Origin of the sequence: Neptuniibacter caesariensis (genome assembly GCF_000153345.1) — a bacterium.
Lineage (GTDB): Bacteria > Pseudomonadota > Gammaproteobacteria > Pseudomonadales > Balneatricaceae > Neptuniibacter > Neptuniibacter caesariensis.
On sequence record NZ_CH724125.1, the window covers coordinates 784,595 to 802,338 of the forward strand.

The 17,744-nt window shown below is 45.8% G+C and carries 18 protein-coding genes; 13 read left to right on the forward strand and 5 right to left on the reverse strand.

Annotated elements, in window-relative coordinates; translation table 11 throughout:
- The 12 genes from MED92_RS03840 to MED92_RS03895 all read left to right on the forward strand — a co-directional run.
- The coding region (locus tag MED92_RS03840) for a sensor domain-containing diguanylate cyclase (RefSeq protein ID WP_007020175.1) at nt 1-891 on the forward strand (891 nt) is incomplete at its 5' end.
- 204 nt (nt 892-1,095) lie between these two features.
- Nucleotides 1,096-2,019, forward strand: a complete 924-nt coding sequence (locus MED92_RS03845) for a 1-aminocyclopropane-1-carboxylate deaminase/D-cysteine desulfhydrase (RefSeq protein ID WP_007020177.1) — start codon at nt 1,096-1,098, stop codon at nt 2,017-2,019.
- A gap of 78 nt (nt 2,020-2,097) precedes the next feature.
- Nucleotides 2,098-2,979 (forward strand): NAD(+) kinase, encoded by an 882-nt coding sequence (locus MED92_RS03850; protein ID WP_007020178.1) that lies wholly within the window; start codon nt 2,098-2,100, stop codon nt 2,977-2,979.
- Complete coding sequence (locus MED92_RS03855) at nt 2,972-3,961, forward strand: metallophosphoesterase (RefSeq protein ID WP_007020179.1); 990 nt, start codon at nt 2,972-2,974, stop codon at nt 3,959-3,961. Before MED92_RS03850 ends, MED92_RS03855 begins: the two co-directional genes overlap by 8 nt.
- Entirely contained in the window at nt 3,962-4,822 is an 861-nt protein-coding gene (locus MED92_RS03860) for a rhomboid family intramembrane serine protease (RefSeq protein WP_007020180.1), read from the forward strand. It begins immediately after the preceding gene.
- Nucleotides 4,822-5,697, forward strand: a complete 876-nt coding sequence (locus MED92_RS03865; protein ID WP_007020181.1) for an alpha/beta fold hydrolase — start codon at nt 4,822-4,824, stop codon at nt 5,695-5,697. Before MED92_RS03860 ends, MED92_RS03865 begins: the two co-directional genes overlap by 1 nt.
- A 60-nt stretch (nt 5,698-5,757) precedes the next feature.
- On the forward strand, nt 5,758-6,030 hold the full coding sequence (locus tag MED92_RS03870; RefSeq protein ID WP_007020182.1) for a YeaC family protein: 273 nt from the start codon (nt 5,758-5,760) through the stop codon (nt 6,028-6,030).
- Nucleotides 6,030-6,857 (forward strand): DUF2797 domain-containing protein, encoded by an 828-nt coding sequence (locus MED92_RS03875; RefSeq protein ID WP_007020183.1) that lies wholly within the window; start codon nt 6,030-6,032, stop codon nt 6,855-6,857. The genes MED92_RS03870 and MED92_RS03875 overlap by 1 nt, the downstream gene beginning before the upstream one ends.
- Before the next feature lie 18 nt (nt 6,858-6,875).
- On the forward strand, nt 6,876-9,506 hold the full coding sequence (pepN, locus tag MED92_RS03880; protein ID WP_007020184.1) for an aminopeptidase N: 2,631 nt from the start codon (nt 6,876-6,878) through the stop codon (nt 9,504-9,506).
- A gap of 178 nt (nt 9,507-9,684) precedes the next feature.
- A complete protein-coding gene (locus MED92_RS03885) occupies nt 9,685-10,080 on the forward strand; it encodes a hypothetical protein (RefSeq protein ID WP_007020185.1) in 396 nt (131 codons plus the stop codon).
- Between the two features lie 73 nt (nt 10,081-10,153).
- Nucleotides 10,154-10,744 (forward strand): HAD family hydrolase, encoded by a 591-nt coding sequence (locus tag MED92_RS03890; protein WP_007020186.1) that lies wholly within the window; start codon nt 10,154-10,156, stop codon nt 10,742-10,744.
- 334 nt (nt 10,745-11,078) lie between these two features.
- On the forward strand, nt 11,079-11,633 hold the full coding sequence (locus MED92_RS03895; protein ID WP_007020187.1) for a hemerythrin domain-containing protein: 555 nt from the start codon (nt 11,079-11,081) through the stop codon (nt 11,631-11,633).
- Between the two features lie 28 nt (nt 11,634-11,661).
- On the opposite strand, the gene MED92_RS03900 is transcribed toward MED92_RS03895, so the two are convergent.
- A complete protein-coding gene (locus MED92_RS03900; protein ID WP_007020188.1) occupies nt 11,662-12,792 on the reverse strand; it encodes a sensor domain-containing diguanylate cyclase in 1,131 nt (376 codons plus the stop codon).
- Nucleotides 12,793-12,909: 117 nt separating this feature from the next.
- Nucleotides 12,910-13,515 carry a riboflavin synthase gene (locus MED92_RS03905; RefSeq protein ID WP_007020189.1) on the reverse strand — a complete coding sequence of 202 codons (606 nt, stop codon included), beginning with the start codon at nt 13,513-13,515 and terminating at the stop codon, nt 12,910-12,912.
- Nucleotides 13,516-13,607: 92 nt separating this feature from the next.
- Here MED92_RS03905 and MED92_RS03910 point away from each other — a divergent pair, with 92 nt between their 5' ends.
- Complete coding sequence (locus tag MED92_RS03910) at nt 13,608-14,501, forward strand: TIGR01777 family oxidoreductase (RefSeq protein WP_007020190.1); 894 nt, start codon at nt 13,608-13,610, stop codon at nt 14,499-14,501.
- A 9-nt stretch (nt 14,502-14,510) separates the two neighbouring features.
- On the opposite strand, the gene MED92_RS03915 is transcribed toward MED92_RS03910, so the two are convergent.
- From MED92_RS03915 to MED92_RS03925, 3 genes are read right to left on the reverse strand one after another with little or no spacing between them, the layout of a single operon-like run.
- On the reverse strand, nt 14,511-14,933 hold the full coding sequence (locus MED92_RS03915) for a GFA family protein (RefSeq protein ID WP_007020191.1): 423 nt from the start codon (nt 14,931-14,933) through the stop codon (nt 14,511-14,513).
- Nucleotides 14,934-14,935: 2 nt separating this feature from the next.
- The gene (locus MED92_RS03920; RefSeq protein ID WP_162010850.1) at nt 14,936-15,805 is read right to left on the reverse strand and encodes an ion channel; all 870 of its coding nucleotides are present in this window, start codon (nt 15,803-15,805) and stop codon (nt 14,936-14,938) included.
- Nucleotides 15,806-15,848: 43 nt separating this feature from the next.
- Nucleotides 15,849-17,501: a BatD family protein gene (locus MED92_RS03925; RefSeq protein WP_238321487.1), complete on the reverse strand. Its 1,653-nt coding sequence runs from the start codon at nt 17,499-17,501 to the stop codon at nt 15,849-15,851.
- Nucleotides 17,502-17,744: the final 243 nt, after the last annotated feature.

Here is a 17,744-nt window from a genome sequence, read left to right on the forward strand (position 1 = left end):
TCTCTATGCCCGGATCCTGTAATAGGGGTTGACGGTGCAGGTGTTGTGCAGCTTTTTAATGCTGCAGCAGAGAAACTGTTGGGTTACTCATCGGGTGAAGTGGTTGGAAAACTCTCCATCTCGAAAATCTATCCTGATCTGGAAAGTGCTAAGAAGATCAAGAAACTGATGTATTCAGATTCATACGGTTCATCTGGCAGTATTGAAGGTTATGAGGCTCAGTTGGTCCATAAGGATGGTGAGCATGTGCCAATTCGTTTATCCGCTGCAATCGTAGATGAAGGCGAAGGTAGTAGTATTGGTTTCTTCCATGATTTAACTGAACGACAGAATCTTGAAAAACAACTCCATAAGTTATCGGTTACTGATGAATTGACGGGTTTGTTTAATCAGCGTCATTTTTACAAAGTGATGGCATTGGAGCTTGATAGGGCAAAGCGTTACAAGCATCCGTTAAGCCTGATCTGTGTCGATTTAGATAATTTTAAGAAGGTTAATGATTCCCTGGGGCACCTCGAAGGTGATCGTGTGCTTCGTATGATTGGTGATATCTTAACCGAGACGCTGCGAAACTGTGATGTTGCTGTTCGCTATGGTGGTGACGAATTTATGGTGCTGCTGCCAGAAACCGGAATTAAGTCGGCGGCTAAAACCGCGGAAAGAATCCGATCAGTGTTTAATACGAAATGCCTTTACAGTGCTGATCACGAGGCAGAGACCATTGTGAATGTGTCGATGAGCCTAGGGGTTACAGAAACTAATGGTTCTGAAAACGCGGATCAGATTGTTCAGCGTGCCGATTTAGCAATGTACGAATCTAAAAGTTCGGGTGGGAATAATACCGTCCTGATCAAGCAGCATATTGGTAATGTGGTTCAAGGCGAGGGCTGAGAGCTTTAGAGATACGATGATGCCTATTGTTCTTCGGCATCATCGTATCTTTCATCATCTTCATATTCATCCTGATTCAGAAAAATAAGTTCTTCAGTATAATCTTCCATTCTATTCTCCTTTGAAATTCGCACGGTAATATACGTTTTCACTATGTCTTGAATGTGACAAAGTTGTTGCTGTTTTGTGACGGTTGATTTGGCTATGTTTAACCCTGTAAGCCTTCCTATTTCTCGTATCAGCGATCCGGTTTTATCTGCTAATGGTATTTCGCTGGACATGCTGCGCCTTGATCTTACTGATGAGGTCATCAGCGGTAACAAGTGGTTTAAGTTGAAGTACAACCTGATGGATGCGAAAAGCCGTGGTTGTAAGGCTGTGCTTTCTTTTGGTGGTGCGTATTCGAACCATATACATGCCTTAGCTAAAGCAGGTCTGGATCTGGGAATTAGGACTATAGGGGTTATACGAGGTGAGCCTGAGTACGCAAAGAACCCAACCTTGTCAGATGCCATTGATTGGGGGATGGAGCTGCACTTTGTAAACCGCAAAGATTACCGTTTGCGGTCGGATCCTGGTTTCCTAAGTCATCTGAGGGAACAGTATGACTGTCCTTATATCGTCCCAGAGGGTGGAAGCAATGCTTTGGCACTTAAGGGTGCGATGGAAATTCTGCCCTCGGAGTTAATTGAATTTGTTTGCCCTGATCATGTTATCCTGCCCTGTGGAACCGGTGGAACCCTTTCGGGCATAGCGCTGAGTTGTAGGGATACGCCTGTATTAGGTATTCCCGTCTTAAAGAATGCAGGCTTTCTCTACGACGATATCAGTGCCTTGATGGGCTTGGTAACGGATAACGTGCCGGATAACTGGTCATTGGATCTGGAGGGGCATTTTGGTGGCTATGGGAAGGTCAGTGATCAGCTGCTGCAATTCATGCAGTCTTTTGAAGTGAATAATCAGATCCAGCTAGATCCAATCTATACGGCTAAGATGATGCTGCGGATTTTTCAGCGGATCGAGCTTGGGGAATATAGCCGTGGGAGCCGTCTATTGGCGATCCATACCGGGGGGCTGCAAGGAAGAAGGGGAGCAGGTTGTTCAGCGGTACCGGCTAATTGCACATAATTAACCATTGAAAAGATTCCGAAAAATCAGTTAGATAAACCTTTAATCGCTTATTCAATCCTCGTCACCGGAGACAAGATGGATTACTTTCGAAATATTGGCTTAATTGGCCGTTTAGGCAGTAAGTCAGTTATTGATACGCTCAAACACTTAACCCGTTTTCTTAATGATAGAGGGTTAAATACGATTCTTGATGAGCGTATCGCCCAGGTAATGCCTGGTCATGGTCAGCAGACGAGTACCCAGAAAATGATGGGTGAGATATGTGATCTGGTCATCGTGGTGGGTGGTGACGGCAGTCTTCTTGGTGCAGCACGAGCATTGGCTCAATATCATGTTCCAGTGCTGGGGGTTAACCGCGGTAATCTGGGATTCCTTACTGATATTTCTCCTAATGAGATTGAGGAGAAAGTGCAGGAGGTACTTGAGGGTAAATATACGGTAGATAGTCGCTTTTTGCTGGATGTGATTGTGAAACGTGATGGTGTACCTATTGGTGAAGCAACCGCATTAAATGATTGTGTGTTGCACCCGGGTAAAGCCGCAAGAATGATCGAGTTCGAGCTGTATATTGAAGGACAGTTTGTTTATACACAGAAGTCTGATGGTCTGATTGTATCTACCCCTACAGGATCGACGGCTTATTCTCTATCTGGTGGTGGTCCAATCATGCATCCTAAACTTGATGCTTTGGTTCTGGTACCAATGTTTCCGCATACGCTTTCGAGCCGACCTATTGTAGTCAATGGTAACAGTGAGCTTAAGATGGTTATTAGCCCAAATAATGGGGCGTACCCAACCGTATCCTGCGATGGACAAAAGGATATAGCCTGTGCGCCGGGTGATACGATAACAGTGCACAAGAAACCGCATAAGCTAAAACTACTGCATCCGCTTAACTACGACTTCTATAGCACCTGTCGAGAGAAATTAGGCTGGGGTACTAAGCTGGGTGACTGATGTGAACGGTAAGTTCAAAGGTTATGACCTTATAGGTGATGTGCATGGTTGCGGCTTAAGCCTTGAGCTGTTGCTAGACAAGCTTGGTTATAGCAAAAAAGATGGCATCTATTCTCACCCTGAAAGGCAGGTGATCTTTCTTGGGGATATTGTTGATCGTGGGCCGAGAATTCGTGAAGCCTTACATATTGTTTACGATATGGTGACTTCGGGTGCGGCGCAGATAGTCATGGGTAACCATGAGTTTAACTTCCTGAGTTATTGTACAGAGGGTAAAGAGGGAAGTGGCTTAAGTTATCTTCGAGAGCATAGCCCAAGGCATCACCGAATTCTTGCTGAAACCCTCGAGCAATTGGCGAACTATCCTGATGAGCGGGAGATGTTTCTTCAGTGGTTCCGGGAAATGCCAGTGTACCTGGAGTTTGACAATTTCCGGGTGGTGCATGCTTGCTGGCACCAAAAGCTTATTGATCGTTTTGAGCTTGAATACCCAAACCATATTTTTGATGACCGCTTTTTGCATCGTTCATCCAAGCGGGGAACCTTTGAGTGGGCTTGTATGGACCGCCTGTTAAGGGGGACGCATCTGCGCCTGCCTGATGGTGAGGTCATGGTCAGTAAGGATGGTTATGAGCGGCGTTTCTTCAGAACAAAGTTCTGGTCGGAAGAGCCTGAACTTTATGGTGATGTGGTTTTTCAGCCAGACCCGCTACCAGAGCATATCGCCAGGTTAAAACTGACTGAGCAAGATTACAACGATCTGCTTTACTATGGCCCAGAGGAAAAAATGCTCTTTATTGGCCATTATTGGCGTGAAGGTGAACCTGCGCCAATTACCTCAAATATTGCGTGTCTGGATTACAGCGCAGTAAAATACGGAAAACTAGTCGCGTATCGCCTGGATGATGAGCAAACCATTCAACCTGATAAATTTGTTTGGGTGGATGTTCAAAAAGAGATAGCAGATGAGCTTGGACTGTAGATGATAAAAGTCATAACAGTACCGCTTCGTGAAGATCTTACTGAATTTACTCAGTTTCTTTGGAAGTATGAAGTACCTCACCGTGTGATTGAAACGGAACATTCGCAAGAGCTTTGGGTTGCCCACACGGTATCGGCGGATAAGATTTACGAGCTCTATGAACTTTGGCGGCGAGGCCAGAATCTTGATGAAATTAGTCTGGTCTCTCATGCAACGAAGGTGAGTGGGCCCGATTTTATACATACCCTGAAAAATGCCTGGTTCAGTGCTCTTCTCATTATTGCCAGTGTCGTGCTGACATTTGCGATTGGCTTTGGCGATAATTTTGATCTGCTTCGCTATTTCACGATTGCTGATGTGCTTTTACGGGATGGGCGGCCTTATACATCAGGTATCGAGGCCACGATAGAATCGATGGAGTATTGGCGCCTTTTTTCGCCGATGTTTCTCCACTTCAGTGCGCCTCATATTGTCTTTAATGTGTTATGGATCTGGGTAGTAGGGACGCGGATTGAGATAAGCCTTGGTAGAGGTGTATTGATAGCCTTGGTGTTGTTTACAGCGTTAGTCTCCAATCTGGCCCAATATTGGGAAGCAGGTCCTCTGTTTGGTGGCTTATCGGGTGTTGTTTTTGCCTATCTGGGATTTGCCTGGTTATGGGATCGTACCGATACGCATCTGCGTATTGGGTTGCCACCGGCGATCATGGGTTTTCTACTGGTTTGGTTGGCTCTGGGTTATACGGGTACGCTGGAGGCGATGGGTTTAGGTGCTATAGCTAATACGGCGCATTTGGTCGGTATGCTCGCAGGGTTTGTATTTGTGCCTGTTGCCCGGTTTATGGTTAAGCGGAGAGACTGATGGAAGCGACCCTGTTGTCATTAGAGTTGAAGCAAAGATATGAACAGCAGTGGTCGAAGGTAGAGGCGCTTGCTGATTTCCCTTTAAGTGGGCGTTATCAGATGACTTCTCTCGGGCCTGTATGGCTGATGGAGGCAGGCCCTGCAGATGCACCGCCTTTGCTCGCGCTTCATGGGCTGCATACGCCGGCACCGTTCAATCAGGAGCTGTTGCGCCCGTTATGTAAACACTTTCGGGTTATCACGCCTGACATTCCAGGCCAGGCAGGTAAAACACCAGGAGCAGCACCCATACCTTCAGGGCGAGCTTATGCGGTATGGCTTGATGCGCTATTAGATTCTTTGGACATCAAGTTGTGCCCAATGGTGGGCCTTTCATTTGGCTGTGCCCTGATTCTTGATCTTGCGGCTTACAAACCGTCCCGAATCGATTCTGCTTCTTTATTGGTACCTGCTGGTTTTTTCAGGCCTTTGTGGAGGCCTGTAAAGAAACTTTTGTTTCCGTTACTGAATTTTAAAATCCATACCGATTTAGACCATTTCGATAAGCTTATGGATCCTTTAATGGGCGATAACTGGCCGGAACTTGAAGCTTATTACTACGCTGTTCTCCAGGCAGGTATCCCTATGACACTATTGCCACCAGGTCCTTACGATGCCGAACAACTGAGCCAGTTTGAAGCGCCAGTGCAACTGATTGTGGCGGAAGATGATGTCTATTTTTCGCCTGATAAGCTGTTAAGAAAAGCCCGTGGAAGCTTGGTTAATCTTGTTGAAGAGATTCGGATAGATGATCTGCATATCCCTAATGAGAAACACAGGTCTCAGATACAGGGGCAGGTTGTTGAGTTTATGCTGAAGTGTAGAGGGATGTGATAAACTGACAGTCTATTGAGGTCAGATATCTTTGATATCTTGAGTAGGTGAGAATTACCCATGACTTATGAAGAATTAATCCAGGCGATGACGCCTGAAATGCATCAATCCCTTAAGCGTGCAGTGGAGTTGGGCAAGTGGCCTGATGGTCGTAAGTTATCCCCTGAGCAGCGTGATATTTGTCTTAGAGCAGTGATCGCTTACGATCATGAGAAAAAGCCTGCTGAAGAGCGAGTCGGTTTTATTGATCGGACAAAGAAAGATGGAAGTCAGCATGGCAAAGATCCTTTAGCGCCTGACACAATTAAGATACTCACAGACGATAAAAACTGATGCAGCAATTGGCATATGGCGCGATCAAGAAGATGCGCGCTGAATTGGCGGATGAAGTTAAGTATTTTCTGCCAGTGGGGGACCAGGAAGTCTCCATGAATGAATTAATTGGTAAACCTATCTCTTTGGTTTATCAGGGGCAGATTAATTGCACCCATTGTGGCCGTAAAACCAATAAGAGTTTTAACCAGGGCTACTGTTATCCTTGTTTTAAGAAACTCCCCCAGTGTGATCAGTGCATCGTGAAACCTGAACTTTGTCATTACCACGAGGGCACCTGCCGAGATTCCGGGTGGGGTGAGCAATTTTGCTTCCAGGATCATTATGTTTATCTGGCAAATTCGTCAGGTGTTAAGGTGGGTATCACCCGAGGTACCCAGATTCCAACCCGCTGGATTGATCAGGGGGCTGTTCAGGCGCTACCTATTTTGAAAGTGTCTACCCGGCTACAATCCGGAAAAGTTGAACGCTTGTTGGGTGAGCATGTTGCGGATAAAACAAACTGGCGCAAGATGCTGAAAAATGAAGTGGATATTCTGGATCTGGCTTCTATTCGTGATCAGCTATTTTCAACCTGTAATGAGGGACTGCTTGCGCTAGAAAAGGAATATGGCTTGGAGGCTATTCAGCGACTGAATAATGCGGAAGCCATTGATATCAACTTTCCTGTGCTTAACTATCCTGTCAAAGTTAGCTCACTGAATTTTGATAAGACCCCTGAAGTGGCTGGTGTTTTGCAGGGAATCAAAGGCCAGTATCTGATTCTGGATACCGGCGTTATTAATATGCGTAAATTTACTGCTTACCAGGTACAAATCTCTGCCTGATAAGCTCAAGGTGTAAAAATGTCTCAGGAACCCAAAGTCATCTATCTGAAGGACTACACTGTTCCGTCCTTTCTGATTGAATCTACAGAGTTGCGTTTTGAGCTCTTCGAAGAAGAAACAATTGTTCATGCGGAACTGAAAGTTAAAAGAAATCCCGCTTGTGAAAAGTCGGCAGCATCGTTGGAGTTATTTGGTCACGAAGAGCTGGAACTAATAGAGCTTACGATAGATGGGGCTGCTTTAGATGAGAAATCAGTGCAACGTGAAGGAGAGCTGTTAATACTGAGCTCTCTACCTGAGACGTTCGTCCTTAAGTCTTCGACGCGTATTCATCCTGAGACAAATACAGCCCTAGAAGGGCTGTATAAATCAGATGGAATGTTCTGTACTCAGTGTGAAGCTGAAGGGTTCCGCCGAATTACCTTTTTCCCTGATCGTCCGGATGTGATGTCCGTTTTCCGAACCACAGTCGAAGCTGATAAAAAGCGCTACCCGGTTCTGTTATCTAATGGTAATCCTGTCAAAACTGGTGAAAACGCTGAAGGTCGTCACTGGGTGACCTGGGAAGATCCTTTTCCGAAACCTGCCTATCTGTTTGCCTTAGTAGCCGGTGATCTGAAGTGCATTGAGGATAGCTTTACGACGATGTCCGGCAGAGAGGTCAAGTTAGTTATCTATGCGGAAGAGAAGGATCTGGATAAGCTGGACTATGCCATGCTGTCCCTGCAGAAATCAATGAAATGGGATGAAGAGGTCTACGGTCGCGAATACGATCTGGATATCTACATGATTGTGGCGGTTGATTTCTTCAACATGGGAGCAATGGAGAACAAAGGGCTTAACATTTTTAATACCTCATGTGTTCTGGCTAACCCGAAAACGACCACTGATGCATCTTTCCAGCGCGTGGAAGGCGTTGTAGCACATGAGTATTTTCATAACTGGTCGGGTAACCGTGTCACTTGCCGTGACTGGTTCCAGTTAAGCCTGAAAGAGGGTTTCACCGTTTTCAGGGATGCCGAGTTTTCTGCTGATATGAATTCTCGTACGGTAAAGAGAGTGGAAGATGTTTCTCTGCTCAGGACCGCGCAGTTTGCTGAAGATGCAGGTCCGATGGCGCATCCAATACGTCCGGATTCTTTTATCGAAATATCAAACTTCTATACCATGACGGTCTATGAAAAAGGGGCTGAAGTGGTGCGCATGATTCATACTCTGTTGGGCCCAGAACTGTTCCGTAAAGGTTCTGATCTTTATTTTGAGCGTCACGATGGACAAGCTGTTACCACTGAAGACTTTGTTCAGGCAATGGAAGATGCCTCAGGTAAAGATCTGGGGCAGTTCCGCGCTTGGTATCACCAAGCAGGTACCCCTGAGCTGCATATTACTGATGAGTTTGATGGTCAAAAGGAAGAGTATCGGCTGACGGTTCGTCAAACTTGTCCTGCCACGCCTGGTCAGGATAAGAAAACACCTTTCCAGATTCCTCTCTCCGTGGGATTGCTGGATCAGGAAGGTAACGAACTTAGGCTGACAAATGGTGAGTACAGCGAGGTTCTGGAAGTCACCGAAGCGGAGCAGACTTTTGTCTTCAAAGGGATCAATGCTAAGCCTGTACCTTCCCTTTTGAGGGGTTTTTCTGCGCCGGTTAAGTTGCACTATGCGTACCAGCGCGATGAGTTGATGTTCCTCATGGCGAATGATACCGATGGCTTCTCTCGCTGGGATGCAGCACAGAAGTTGGGCGTGGATATCATGCAGGAGTTGATTGGCGGATATTCCGTTGATCGTCCTATGGCGCTGGATTCACGCCTGATCGCTGCATATCGCGCTGTACTAGAAGCAGATGGCCTGGATAAGGCGATGGTTAGCAAAGTACTTACTCTACCCTCACAGGCTTATCTGTCAGAGCTCTCAGAAGTTATCGATGTCGATGCGATTCACAATGTGAGAGAGTTTATCCGGAAAAAGCTCGCTTTCGAGCTTGAGCCTTTATTCCTGAAGCGTTATCAGGAAAATAATCTGGAAGTAGACTACTCGCCTGATGCGGATTCAATTGCACGCCGTAGTTTGAAGAATCTCTGTTTGTCTTACCTTGTTGCTACGCAAAAAACTGAATATTTGCAGCTAGCCAAAGAGCAGTATGCTCAATCGGATAACATGACGGATATGCAATCAGCATTGGCGCTGGTGGCTCATTCGGATGATAAAGTAGCCGGTGCAGAGCTGCTGGATGACTTCTATGCGCAATGGAAAGATGAGAGTCTGGTTGTAAACCTATGGTTATCGATCCAGGCTGCTGACCCGAGCGAAGGGGCACTGGCGCGGGTAGAATCTCTTATGCATCATCCGGCATTCGATGCTAAGAACCCTAACAAGCTTCGTTCTTTGATTTCGGTGTTCTGTGCTCAAAATCCGGTCAATTTCCATGCTAAAGATGGCTCGGGGTATCAATTCCTGGCTGATCGGATCATCGAATTGAATGCGCAAAACCCGCAAATTGCTTCAAGGATGCTTACTCCACTCACTCGGTGGAAAAAATATGCTGCAGATCGTCAGGTGTTGATGCGTGCTCAACTGGAAAGAATTCATCAATGTGACGATTTGTCTAAAGATGTATTTGAAGTAGTGAGTAAGAGTCTGGTATAAATTTCATATACTCCTTAAGCCGGGGGGACGATCAAGAAAACCTCGGCTATACTCGATGTGGAGTAGGGGATCCGGGATATCAGGTTGATTACCAAAGGGTTCTCTAGCCTGGGCTAATAGTTTATTTGGCCCGGTATTTTGTAAAAATAATAACGATACCTTTGACCAAGGATGCATCATGTCACAATTACTATCTGCTGAAGATAAGTTTGATATTCAGCAAAATTTCCGTCGTTACATGCGCCTTAAAGATAGCCATGAATCAGCGACCGATTCCTACAAGAATGCAAAAGCTAATCGAATCTGGATCGCGGGTATAGTCCTGATGTTGTTCGCGTTAGCTTCTGATTTCTTTTTGGGGGCGGCTGCAGGTTTATTTGGCGTTTATTTCTATAACGTAATCACGAGCTGGTTGGATGCAAATTCAACAGATGAAAGCCTTGAAGAGCTGGATCGCTGGTTCTCTGCGAAGCGTCTAAAGTTCGAAGGTCGTATTCTGTACTTCAAGCATGATGATCTGCTGGAAAACCCACTGGACCCATTTAGTGAAGGTTGCTACGCAACTGCTGAATAAACCAGTTTAGGTTTTAGTGCGTAAGATGCCGAAAAGAGAAATCTTTTCGGCATTTTTGTTTGAGGTTTAGAACGTGGATTTAAAAGGAAAAAAAGGCTGGATTTTCGACCTTGATGGGACGTTGACTCAACCGGTGCATGATTTCGCCTACATTCGTGAGGTATTAGGGATCAGGCCTGAAGAGGATATTTTGGCAACAATTGCGGCTAAGCCAGAACAAGTTCGGCGCCCCATGACTGAGCAGCTTGATGAATTAGAGCGCCATTTTGCTGCACTTGCGAAACCGGCTGATTCTGTTTTGGAGTGTCTAACACTTCTTAAGAGCAGAAATTGTAGTTTGGGGATTCTTACCCGGAATACAAAAGAGATGGCGTTATTATCTTTACAGGCAATTGGTGCTGCTGATTTTTTTAGCCTGGATAATATTCTTGGGCGTGAAGAAAGTCAGCCAAAGCCGGCACCTGATGGAATTAATTTCCTTTTAAATCAATGGGATATGGATTCATCTAGCGCGGTAATGGTTGGTGATTACCATTTTGACCTCCTTTCGGGCAGAGCTGCGGGTGTCTCTACGGTGCATGTTGATAAGCAGGATCATAATTGGCCCGAAGATACCGATGTAAGGGTAAGAACCCTCTCTGAGCTGGTTTCTTTATTCTCCTGAATAGAGTTGGCCCGCCACTTGCTACATCTAGGTCGAGAAAGCGTTTGCTTTACTCTTGGCCTAAGCATAGGAGAGAACAGTAGTTCACTTCTGTGTGATTTTTCAGACCAAAGAGCTGTCAGCTCTTTGGTCTTTTTTTTGCTCTCATTTATTGCATCGGACCATAGTCGTAGATCGTTGCTAACTACCCGTTATTTATAAAGAAATAGGCTGGTTTAGTGATGAAGTAAGAGGGAGAGCGTTTTTCTAACCCGCATTTGCTTGATCTTTATCAAATGGCTTTGGGGCTGATTGTCTATATTAGGTCGTTAAGCCATTCTTTTGAGGTGTAAGTATGACGATTTTAGCCGAACTGCATCAGGACCATGTGAATCTGAATAAGCTATTGGTAATTTTGCGCCAGAAAGTCAATCAGCTTAAAGCTGGCCAGCAGCCAAACTTCTGTTTAATGGCAGATGTGATTGATTACATCGCCAACTACGCTGACGGTCACCACCATCCCCGCGAAGATAAGATGTATAAGTATCTCGCGGATAGAAATCCGGATCTGGATAAGCATCTATTTAACTGTGCGAAAGAGCATGAGGAGTTGAAAGCGACCAGCCTTCACTTAAGTGAAGCAGTTGATGGGATTCTGCATGACTCGGTTATGCCTATGGATGAGTTTGCTAATCTACTCGATGATTTTGTCTCATTGCAGACTGCGCACCTCAACTTTGAAGAGGGTGAGCTGTTTCCGATGATTGAGAAAATAGTGAGTGAAGAAGATTTGACTGTGTTGGAGAAAGAGTTACCTAAACAGGATGATCCTTTGTTCGGCGAAAAGCAGGCTCAGGAGTATATGGATCTATATAGAGAACTCATTCTGGAGATGAATGAGGCTTGCTAAAGCGAGAATAACTAGAGATTGAAGAGGTTTAGGCCTCTTTTCTTTTGCGGTTATCCGGCCCTGAGAATTCGTTGAAAGATACCCGGTCGCGGCCGTTGTGTTTTGAGTGATACACAGCTTTGTCTGCAGACTGAATAAGCTGATAAGACACATCATCCAGGTGCGCTTTGGGGTACTCATCGGGTTTACAAAGAGACACACCGACCGATGTCGTCATGCGGAAAGGTTTAGAGGCTTCGTCGCGGAAGATTAATTTGGATAGCTTCTGACGGAGGCCTTCAGCTATTTCCAGGGCACCCGCTTTATCACAATTAGGCAGCAGAACAGCAAACTCTTCACCACCATAGCGTGCGACTATATCCGTTTTACGTAGTTGCTTATTGAGGAACAGCCCGACTGTGCGCAAAACCCGGTCACCGGTTTGATGGCCGAAGTTGTCATTAACCATCTTGAAATGATCAAGATCGAGGAACAGGCAGGCTAGATGATATCCGCCACGGCTGGCGCGGGAAAGCTCACGCACAATCTCCTGCTCAAACGAACGTCGATTATGCACCTTAGTCAGCATGTCGATACTGCTCAATCTATGTAGATTTTCCTGATTGATACAGTTTTCAATACAAACAGAAACTACCGAAGCTAGATGCTGAATATAGTCATAGCGGACATGCTCGGTATAGCGGCTAGGGTCACTACTTCCCAGGTGCAAACTACCAATCAGGCAATTTTGTCTGATCAATGGCAGTAGGGCGCATGATTCAACCGGATTGCTAGTCACAGGGAAAGCCTCATTGCGCAGGGGCTGACTGGGTGCACCTACGATAAGCTTCTGATTGGGGTATATAGATTTAAGTAGACGCTGGCTTTGTACGAAGCGCAGTGTATTCCCAGGAGCTGGGGGCGTGTAATCATTCAGAAGGCTACGCGCGGCATGTTCAGGGTCAAAAAGAATCAGGTTAACGTTGTTCAACCTGAACATCTCTTTGAACTCTATCAAGATAAGATCCAGAAGGTCAGACAGGCGAGAGCAGGAGAGCAACCGTAGCTCCACTTCAAAAAAACTGTTCAGGGTTGCTTCGTTCCGCTCGGCTTTTTTAGCCATGATGCGAAGCGTGCGTTTTAGCTCCTGATTTTCTTGTTCCAGCGGGGTAGATCCCATACTTTCCCTTTTCACAGAGTCTAGAAATGGTTATCGGCCAGTTGCTCCAAATATATAGCTTTTTTATAGCTTTAAATTGAGAAATTTTAATAACAATTTTATTTATTTTTTAATAAGTTATCGGCTGCTCATATATTGTTCTACAGTATCCACAACCGCTTGGGTATGTGCGTCTATCTCCATGTTGACGCTGTCGCCTTCCTCAAGCTCACCAAAGGTCGTTACGGAGAGGGTTTCCGGGATAAGGTAAACGTTAAAAAGGTTATTTTTTACCTCTCCAATCGTCAGGCTGCAGCCGTTTAGACCGATAAAGCCTTTAGCAAACACGTAGCGAAGCCATTCCTGTGATGTTTCAAACCATATGATGCAATTGTTTTCAGGCCTTTCAATTTTTGCAATCTTAACCTGGTGATGGATATGGCCCGATAGCAAGTGGCCACCAATTTCATCACCAAATTTTGCCGCTCTTTCAAAATTCACCTGGTCACCTTCTTTGAGGTTGCCAAGGTTAGTAACCCGAAGGGTTTCCATAATCAGATCAAATGAAACCAGATTTTTTTCGAAAGAGGTGACTGTCAGACATGTACCGTTCAGTGCAATGCTGGCACCAATTTGGATGTTGTGGCTATTCTCTTCAGGTAACTCAACCTGAAGCTGGATGAAATCAGCTTGCTTTTTGATGGCGCGAATGGAGGCTTTGCCTTGAACAATACCGGTAAACATAAATGGACTCTTAAAAAGTTTGCTAATCTGAAAACTGAAGCTCATCGTAACAATATTGTGTAATCAGCGCAGTGAAATTTAAGGACAAAGTTATGAGACTACTGGTGACCGGTGGGACTGGCTTTATAGGTCAGCATCTTATTAAAAAGAGATTAGCTGCGGGTGATAGTATCGTTTGCTGGTCTCGAGATCCGGCAAAAGTTCACGATTTGTTTGGTCAGAAAGTTGAAGCAATTCGCGACCTGCCTGAGAAAGATGAGCTGCAGATCGACGCTATCGTCAATTTGGCGGGTGAGCCTATCGCTGACAAGCGATGGAGTTTTGAGCGTAAGCAGTTACTCAGAGCAAGTCGTATCGATCTCACTCATCAACTGGTCGAATGGGTTAAGGCGCAGGATCAGAAACCTGAGGTACTTGTAAGTGGTTCGGCGATAGGTTTCTACGGTTGTCATAGCAGCGATGTGCAGCTCGGAGAAAACTCTGCTGTTTCTCCTGGATTTACTCACGACCTTTGTGCTGATTGGGAAACTGAGGCAATACGTCTTGAGGAAGATGGGGTACGGGTATGTTTACTGCGAACTGGCGTGGTTCTTGGGCATGGCGGAGCACTAAGCAAAATGTTGCTTCCGTTTAAGCTGGGGCTGGGTGGTCCCATCGCAAGTGGTCAGCAGTGGATGTCCTGGATTCATATCGAAGATGAAGTAGAAGTGATTGAAATGCTGCTTACGCATCAGCATCTGCAGGGGGCATTCAATCTCACGGCGCCTGAAGCGGTACCTAATCGGGTATTCACCGGTTGCCTTGCTAAAGCGTTAAAGCGACCGGCTTTCTTGCCAATGCCGGCATTTGTTATCGATCTGATGTTGGGTGAGGGCGCTGAGCTCTTAGTTCAGGGGCAGCGAGTGTACCCGGAAAAATTACTGGAGATCGGCTATCAGTTTAAGTACCCGGAGCTGCAACCTGCTTTGAATGCGATAGTTCGGTAGGGTGGTGGCTTATTCGCTACTATCTCGCCCTTCAGGGAATTTAGGCAGTGCGTCATTGGGTTCATACCAATCGGCTTTATAACGACAATAAATGTGAGCGTCGGGCTTTATAGCTAATGGGCTATCCAGCGTGCCTAAAGAAAATTCAACAAAAAGGCCGTCACAATCGGATGCAGCAAAGGTCAGGCTGGAGCCGCAGTCTTCACAAAACTGCCGGGCTGCACCATTATCAGCACGGTATGTTTTAAGTTTTTCTTTTCCCTGAAGCCACTTAAAGTCTGCACTGCGCGCTACGCCAAATGTGGCAAAAGCCGCTCCGTGAAATTTACGGCACATTGTGCAGTGGCAGTGAGCCATCTGAGGAAGAATGGATGTGACTTCATATTTAATGGCGCCGCATAAACAGGAGCCCTTAAGGCTGCTAGAAGACATAATCAATCACTATCCTGAGAGTTATTCTTAGCTTCTTTAGATGCTGATTGCTGCTCCTTCTCAGCTATTTTTGCGAGTACAAGCAGCGTCATATCCAGTTGTTTCTCTATCTTGTCCAGTTTCTCTTCGACACGTTCGATGCGCTCAATGTTTCGTTCTTCTTTTTCGCTGAGTTCTCGTTCGTCCTGCTCAATGAAGAATACTGAAAAACTTGCGGTAAGCATCGAGAACATAGCCAGACCCATGAGGATCAGTAAGGAACCGAAGATTCTGCCTTCTGTCGTGGCTGGCACCAAATCACCGTAGCCTACGGTAGTGACCGTAACCCAGGCCCACCATAATCCATCAAGAGGCGTTTCGAAAGCAGGGTCTATACCAGAGATGAGAAGGCCGGAGATAACCAGAATGACAAAGCAAATGAACAGTGTGATACCCAGATTATGCCGTGAAAGCAGGTCACGGGTATCTTTAGACACTCGCAGAAAAATACCGATCGTTAGTGCTAAACGGAGTGTTCTCAGAATACCGGCATAGAATGTGTCGACCCCCCAAAGAACCGGTAACCCTCCTAATACGATCAGTGGACTCATCCAGTTGTGCTTAAGGTATTTGATACGATCATCTACCAGTGTCAGCATAACCAGTAGCTCTGATAAAAACAGGAGCCAGATCAGCCAGTCGGATGTGAATGCTGTATAACTATTTGATATGCCCTTGGATTGAAGGTACCAATCGATCAGAATCCAGATCGCGGCAAGGACCATAGGGCCTTCGAAACGTCGGCCCCACTTTAGAGCCTTTTCATTTTCGTTAGAATCTACACCACCAAAGCCTACCAGGCGCATAAGTGCTGAGTGTCGTTCGTATTCCATTGCAGGCCCCGCTAGTGCCATTACTACTCACATAAGATAAAGGTTATGTGATGTAGCTAAATTTTTCATCACCTTCTTCAAGATCAAGGAATTGTCGCTGTTGGCGGAAGCGAATACGTTCAATGGCTTCTAACAAAAGATCTCCTTGCCAGGGCTCACTGCTACTTCCATATAGGTGCTGCTCAAGATCTAAAACCAGAAAGTTGATGGTCTGGTTATTGGCTTTCTCGCAAAACAGCTCCAGGTTAATCAGATTGCTATCATTCCAGAAGGATTGTCCCCACTCGATCAGGCGTAGCTGGGCAATTTCAGGATTGTTCTGGTTGCAAGCCATAGATAGCGCCTGAAAAGTATTTTTTTCTGCAATAGCCGATGTGGCTTGCTGACGCAGATGTTGCTCAAACTCTAAGGCTTGCTCTTTTTCCTGGCTGTCTTTCTGGATAGAGCGGAGCTTGCTGAAAGAGTAAATACAGCCGAGTGTGCTGATGATACTGATTCCAGTGAGTAGCCAAATCAGCAGGTTTGAAGAGCCTCCGGTATTGCCATTTTGCATACTTGAGTGCTGAGTAGGGGCTGATGCTTTTGCTGGGCCTTCAGCGATTTTAACTACCTTCTCTGGCAGTGTAGCGGTTTGGCCCGTCTCTGATCCGGTGTTCCACCACGGAATATCGACAGCAGGTAGGGACATCTCGCCTATTTGATCAGCGCGAAGTTGTATCTCTTCGATACGTGTGCTGGAAATGCCATGTTCGGTCTGTGTTTCTTCAAGTGTAACATTCAGCAATTGACTACTACTTTGTTGGCCTCCCAGCTCAAAGATTGAGGGAAGTACTGAGGCGGGTAGACCATCGGCCTCCAGGCTGATTTTACGGATAAGGGGTTCGCCTCTGGGGATACCGGTCACCTCAGCCAGACTGTCGTTGATCGCTAAGCTGGACGCAGGTAGCCAGATATTATTCGAGTTTTTATAAGCAGGGGGCTTAGCAACAAGAATCAATGGTTCGCTGCTTAACTCAACCAGAGTCTCCCCGGGTTGGGTAGCTGTGAATGTGATTGAGTCGATCTCAAGAAGACCTTCTTTATTTGGAAATAAAGCGTAGCTGGTTTCCGTTACGGTAAAGTTCTGCCCTCTGACTATCTCTGTATATTGTTTCTGCTCTTCCAGCATTTTGATCAACAGATCGTCTGATTGTGGCAGGTTTAAGGTTGCATCCAGCGGTAAAGGCCTTAGATGGAAAACCTTGGCTTTCAGAATAGCTTGAGCGTTTAGGTAGATCTCATCCTGATTAAGCTCCAACTCCAGAAACAGGGAACGCCCAGTGCTGGAAAAATTCGGGTTATCTTCAGCTGGTAGAACCGAAATGGCAATCTCAGTCGAACGCTCTTGGCCAATCTGCAAAGAGGGGATGACCTGTTCTCCGTCAGACAGAGGCCTTAGTTGTAACTGCCAGCGAGTTTTGTTGGTGACTGAACCTGTGCTGTGGCTAGAGACGTTGACCTTACGGCTTCCTAGGATGTTGAAAGCAGGTTGCAGTGGACGCAGGTCAGGGCGTATTTCGTCTGCCTGGTCAGTCTCGATGGTTAAGGTCAGTTTCTGCCCTTGATAGACGGTGTTTCTATCAACTTTTGTGGTGACATCGGCTAGCAGAATTTGAGGGATCAAAAGGAAGCATATAAAAACAATTTTTTGCAACACAGACACAATAACCACTCTGGCCCTTAAATAACAAAAGGCAAAACTTAATCGAAGATGAACGCTTGTTTCATTATGAGTAATGTAAAACGGCAAGGCAACGTTTAGACAGCGAGAAAACTTCATGTGCTAAGGCATTATTTTTCTTGCAAAAACTGTAAAAAGTTGCTGTTAAACCGGTGTTTTTTTATCGGAATCGTTCTGATCGCTTTAAAGCCTGCTGGCAAAGGCGTATAAGAATTAAAA

Excerpts from the sequence above, each read along its gene's own strand:
- MED92_RS03895 (WP_007020187.1), top strand. The coding sequence starts at position 11,079 with ATGACGATTTTAGCCGAACTGCATCAGGACCATGTGAATCTGAATAAG.
- MED92_RS03870 (WP_007020182.1), top strand. The coding sequence starts at position 5,758 with ATGACTTATGAAGAATTAATCCAGGCGATGACGCCTGAAATGCATCAA.
- MED92_RS03905 (WP_007020189.1), bottom strand. The coding sequence starts at position 13,515 with ATGTTTACCGGTATTGTTCAAGGCAAAGCCTCCATTCGCGCCATCAAA.
- pepN (WP_007020184.1), top strand. The coding sequence starts at position 6,876 with ATGTCTCAGGAACCCAAAGTCATCTATCTGAAGGACTACACTGTTCCG.
- MED92_RS03885 (WP_007020185.1), top strand. The coding sequence starts at position 9,685 with ATGTCACAATTACTATCTGCTGAAGATAAGTTTGATATTCAGCAAAAT.
- MED92_RS03845 (WP_007020177.1), top strand. The coding sequence starts at position 1,096 with ATGTTTAACCCTGTAAGCCTTCCTATTTCTCGTATCAGCGATCCGGTT.
- MED92_RS03865 (WP_007020181.1), top strand. The coding sequence starts at position 4,822 with ATGGAAGCGACCCTGTTGTCATTAGAGTTGAAGCAAAGATATGAACAG.
- MED92_RS03920 (WP_162010850.1), bottom strand. The coding sequence starts at position 15,805 with ATGGAATACGAACGACACTCAGCACTTATGCGCCTGGTAGGCTTTGGT.
- MED92_RS03900 (WP_007020188.1), bottom strand. The coding sequence starts at position 12,792 with ATGGGATCTACCCCGCTGGAACAAGAAAATCAGGAGCTAAAACGCACG.
- MED92_RS03915 (WP_007020191.1), bottom strand. The coding sequence starts at position 14,933 with ATGTCTTCTAGCAGCCTTAAGGGCTCCTGTTTATGCGGCGCCATTAAA.
- MED92_RS03850 (WP_007020178.1), top strand. The coding sequence starts at position 2,098 with ATGGATTACTTTCGAAATATTGGCTTAATTGGCCGTTTAGGCAGTAAG.
- MED92_RS03860 (WP_007020180.1), top strand. The coding sequence starts at position 3,962 with ATGATAAAAGTCATAACAGTACCGCTTCGTGAAGATCTTACTGAATTT.
- MED92_RS03910 (WP_007020190.1), top strand. The coding sequence starts at position 13,608 with ATGAGACTACTGGTGACCGGTGGGACTGGCTTTATAGGTCAGCATCTT.
- MED92_RS03875 (WP_007020183.1), top strand. The coding sequence starts at position 6,030 with ATGCAGCAATTGGCATATGGCGCGATCAAGAAGATGCGCGCTGAATTG.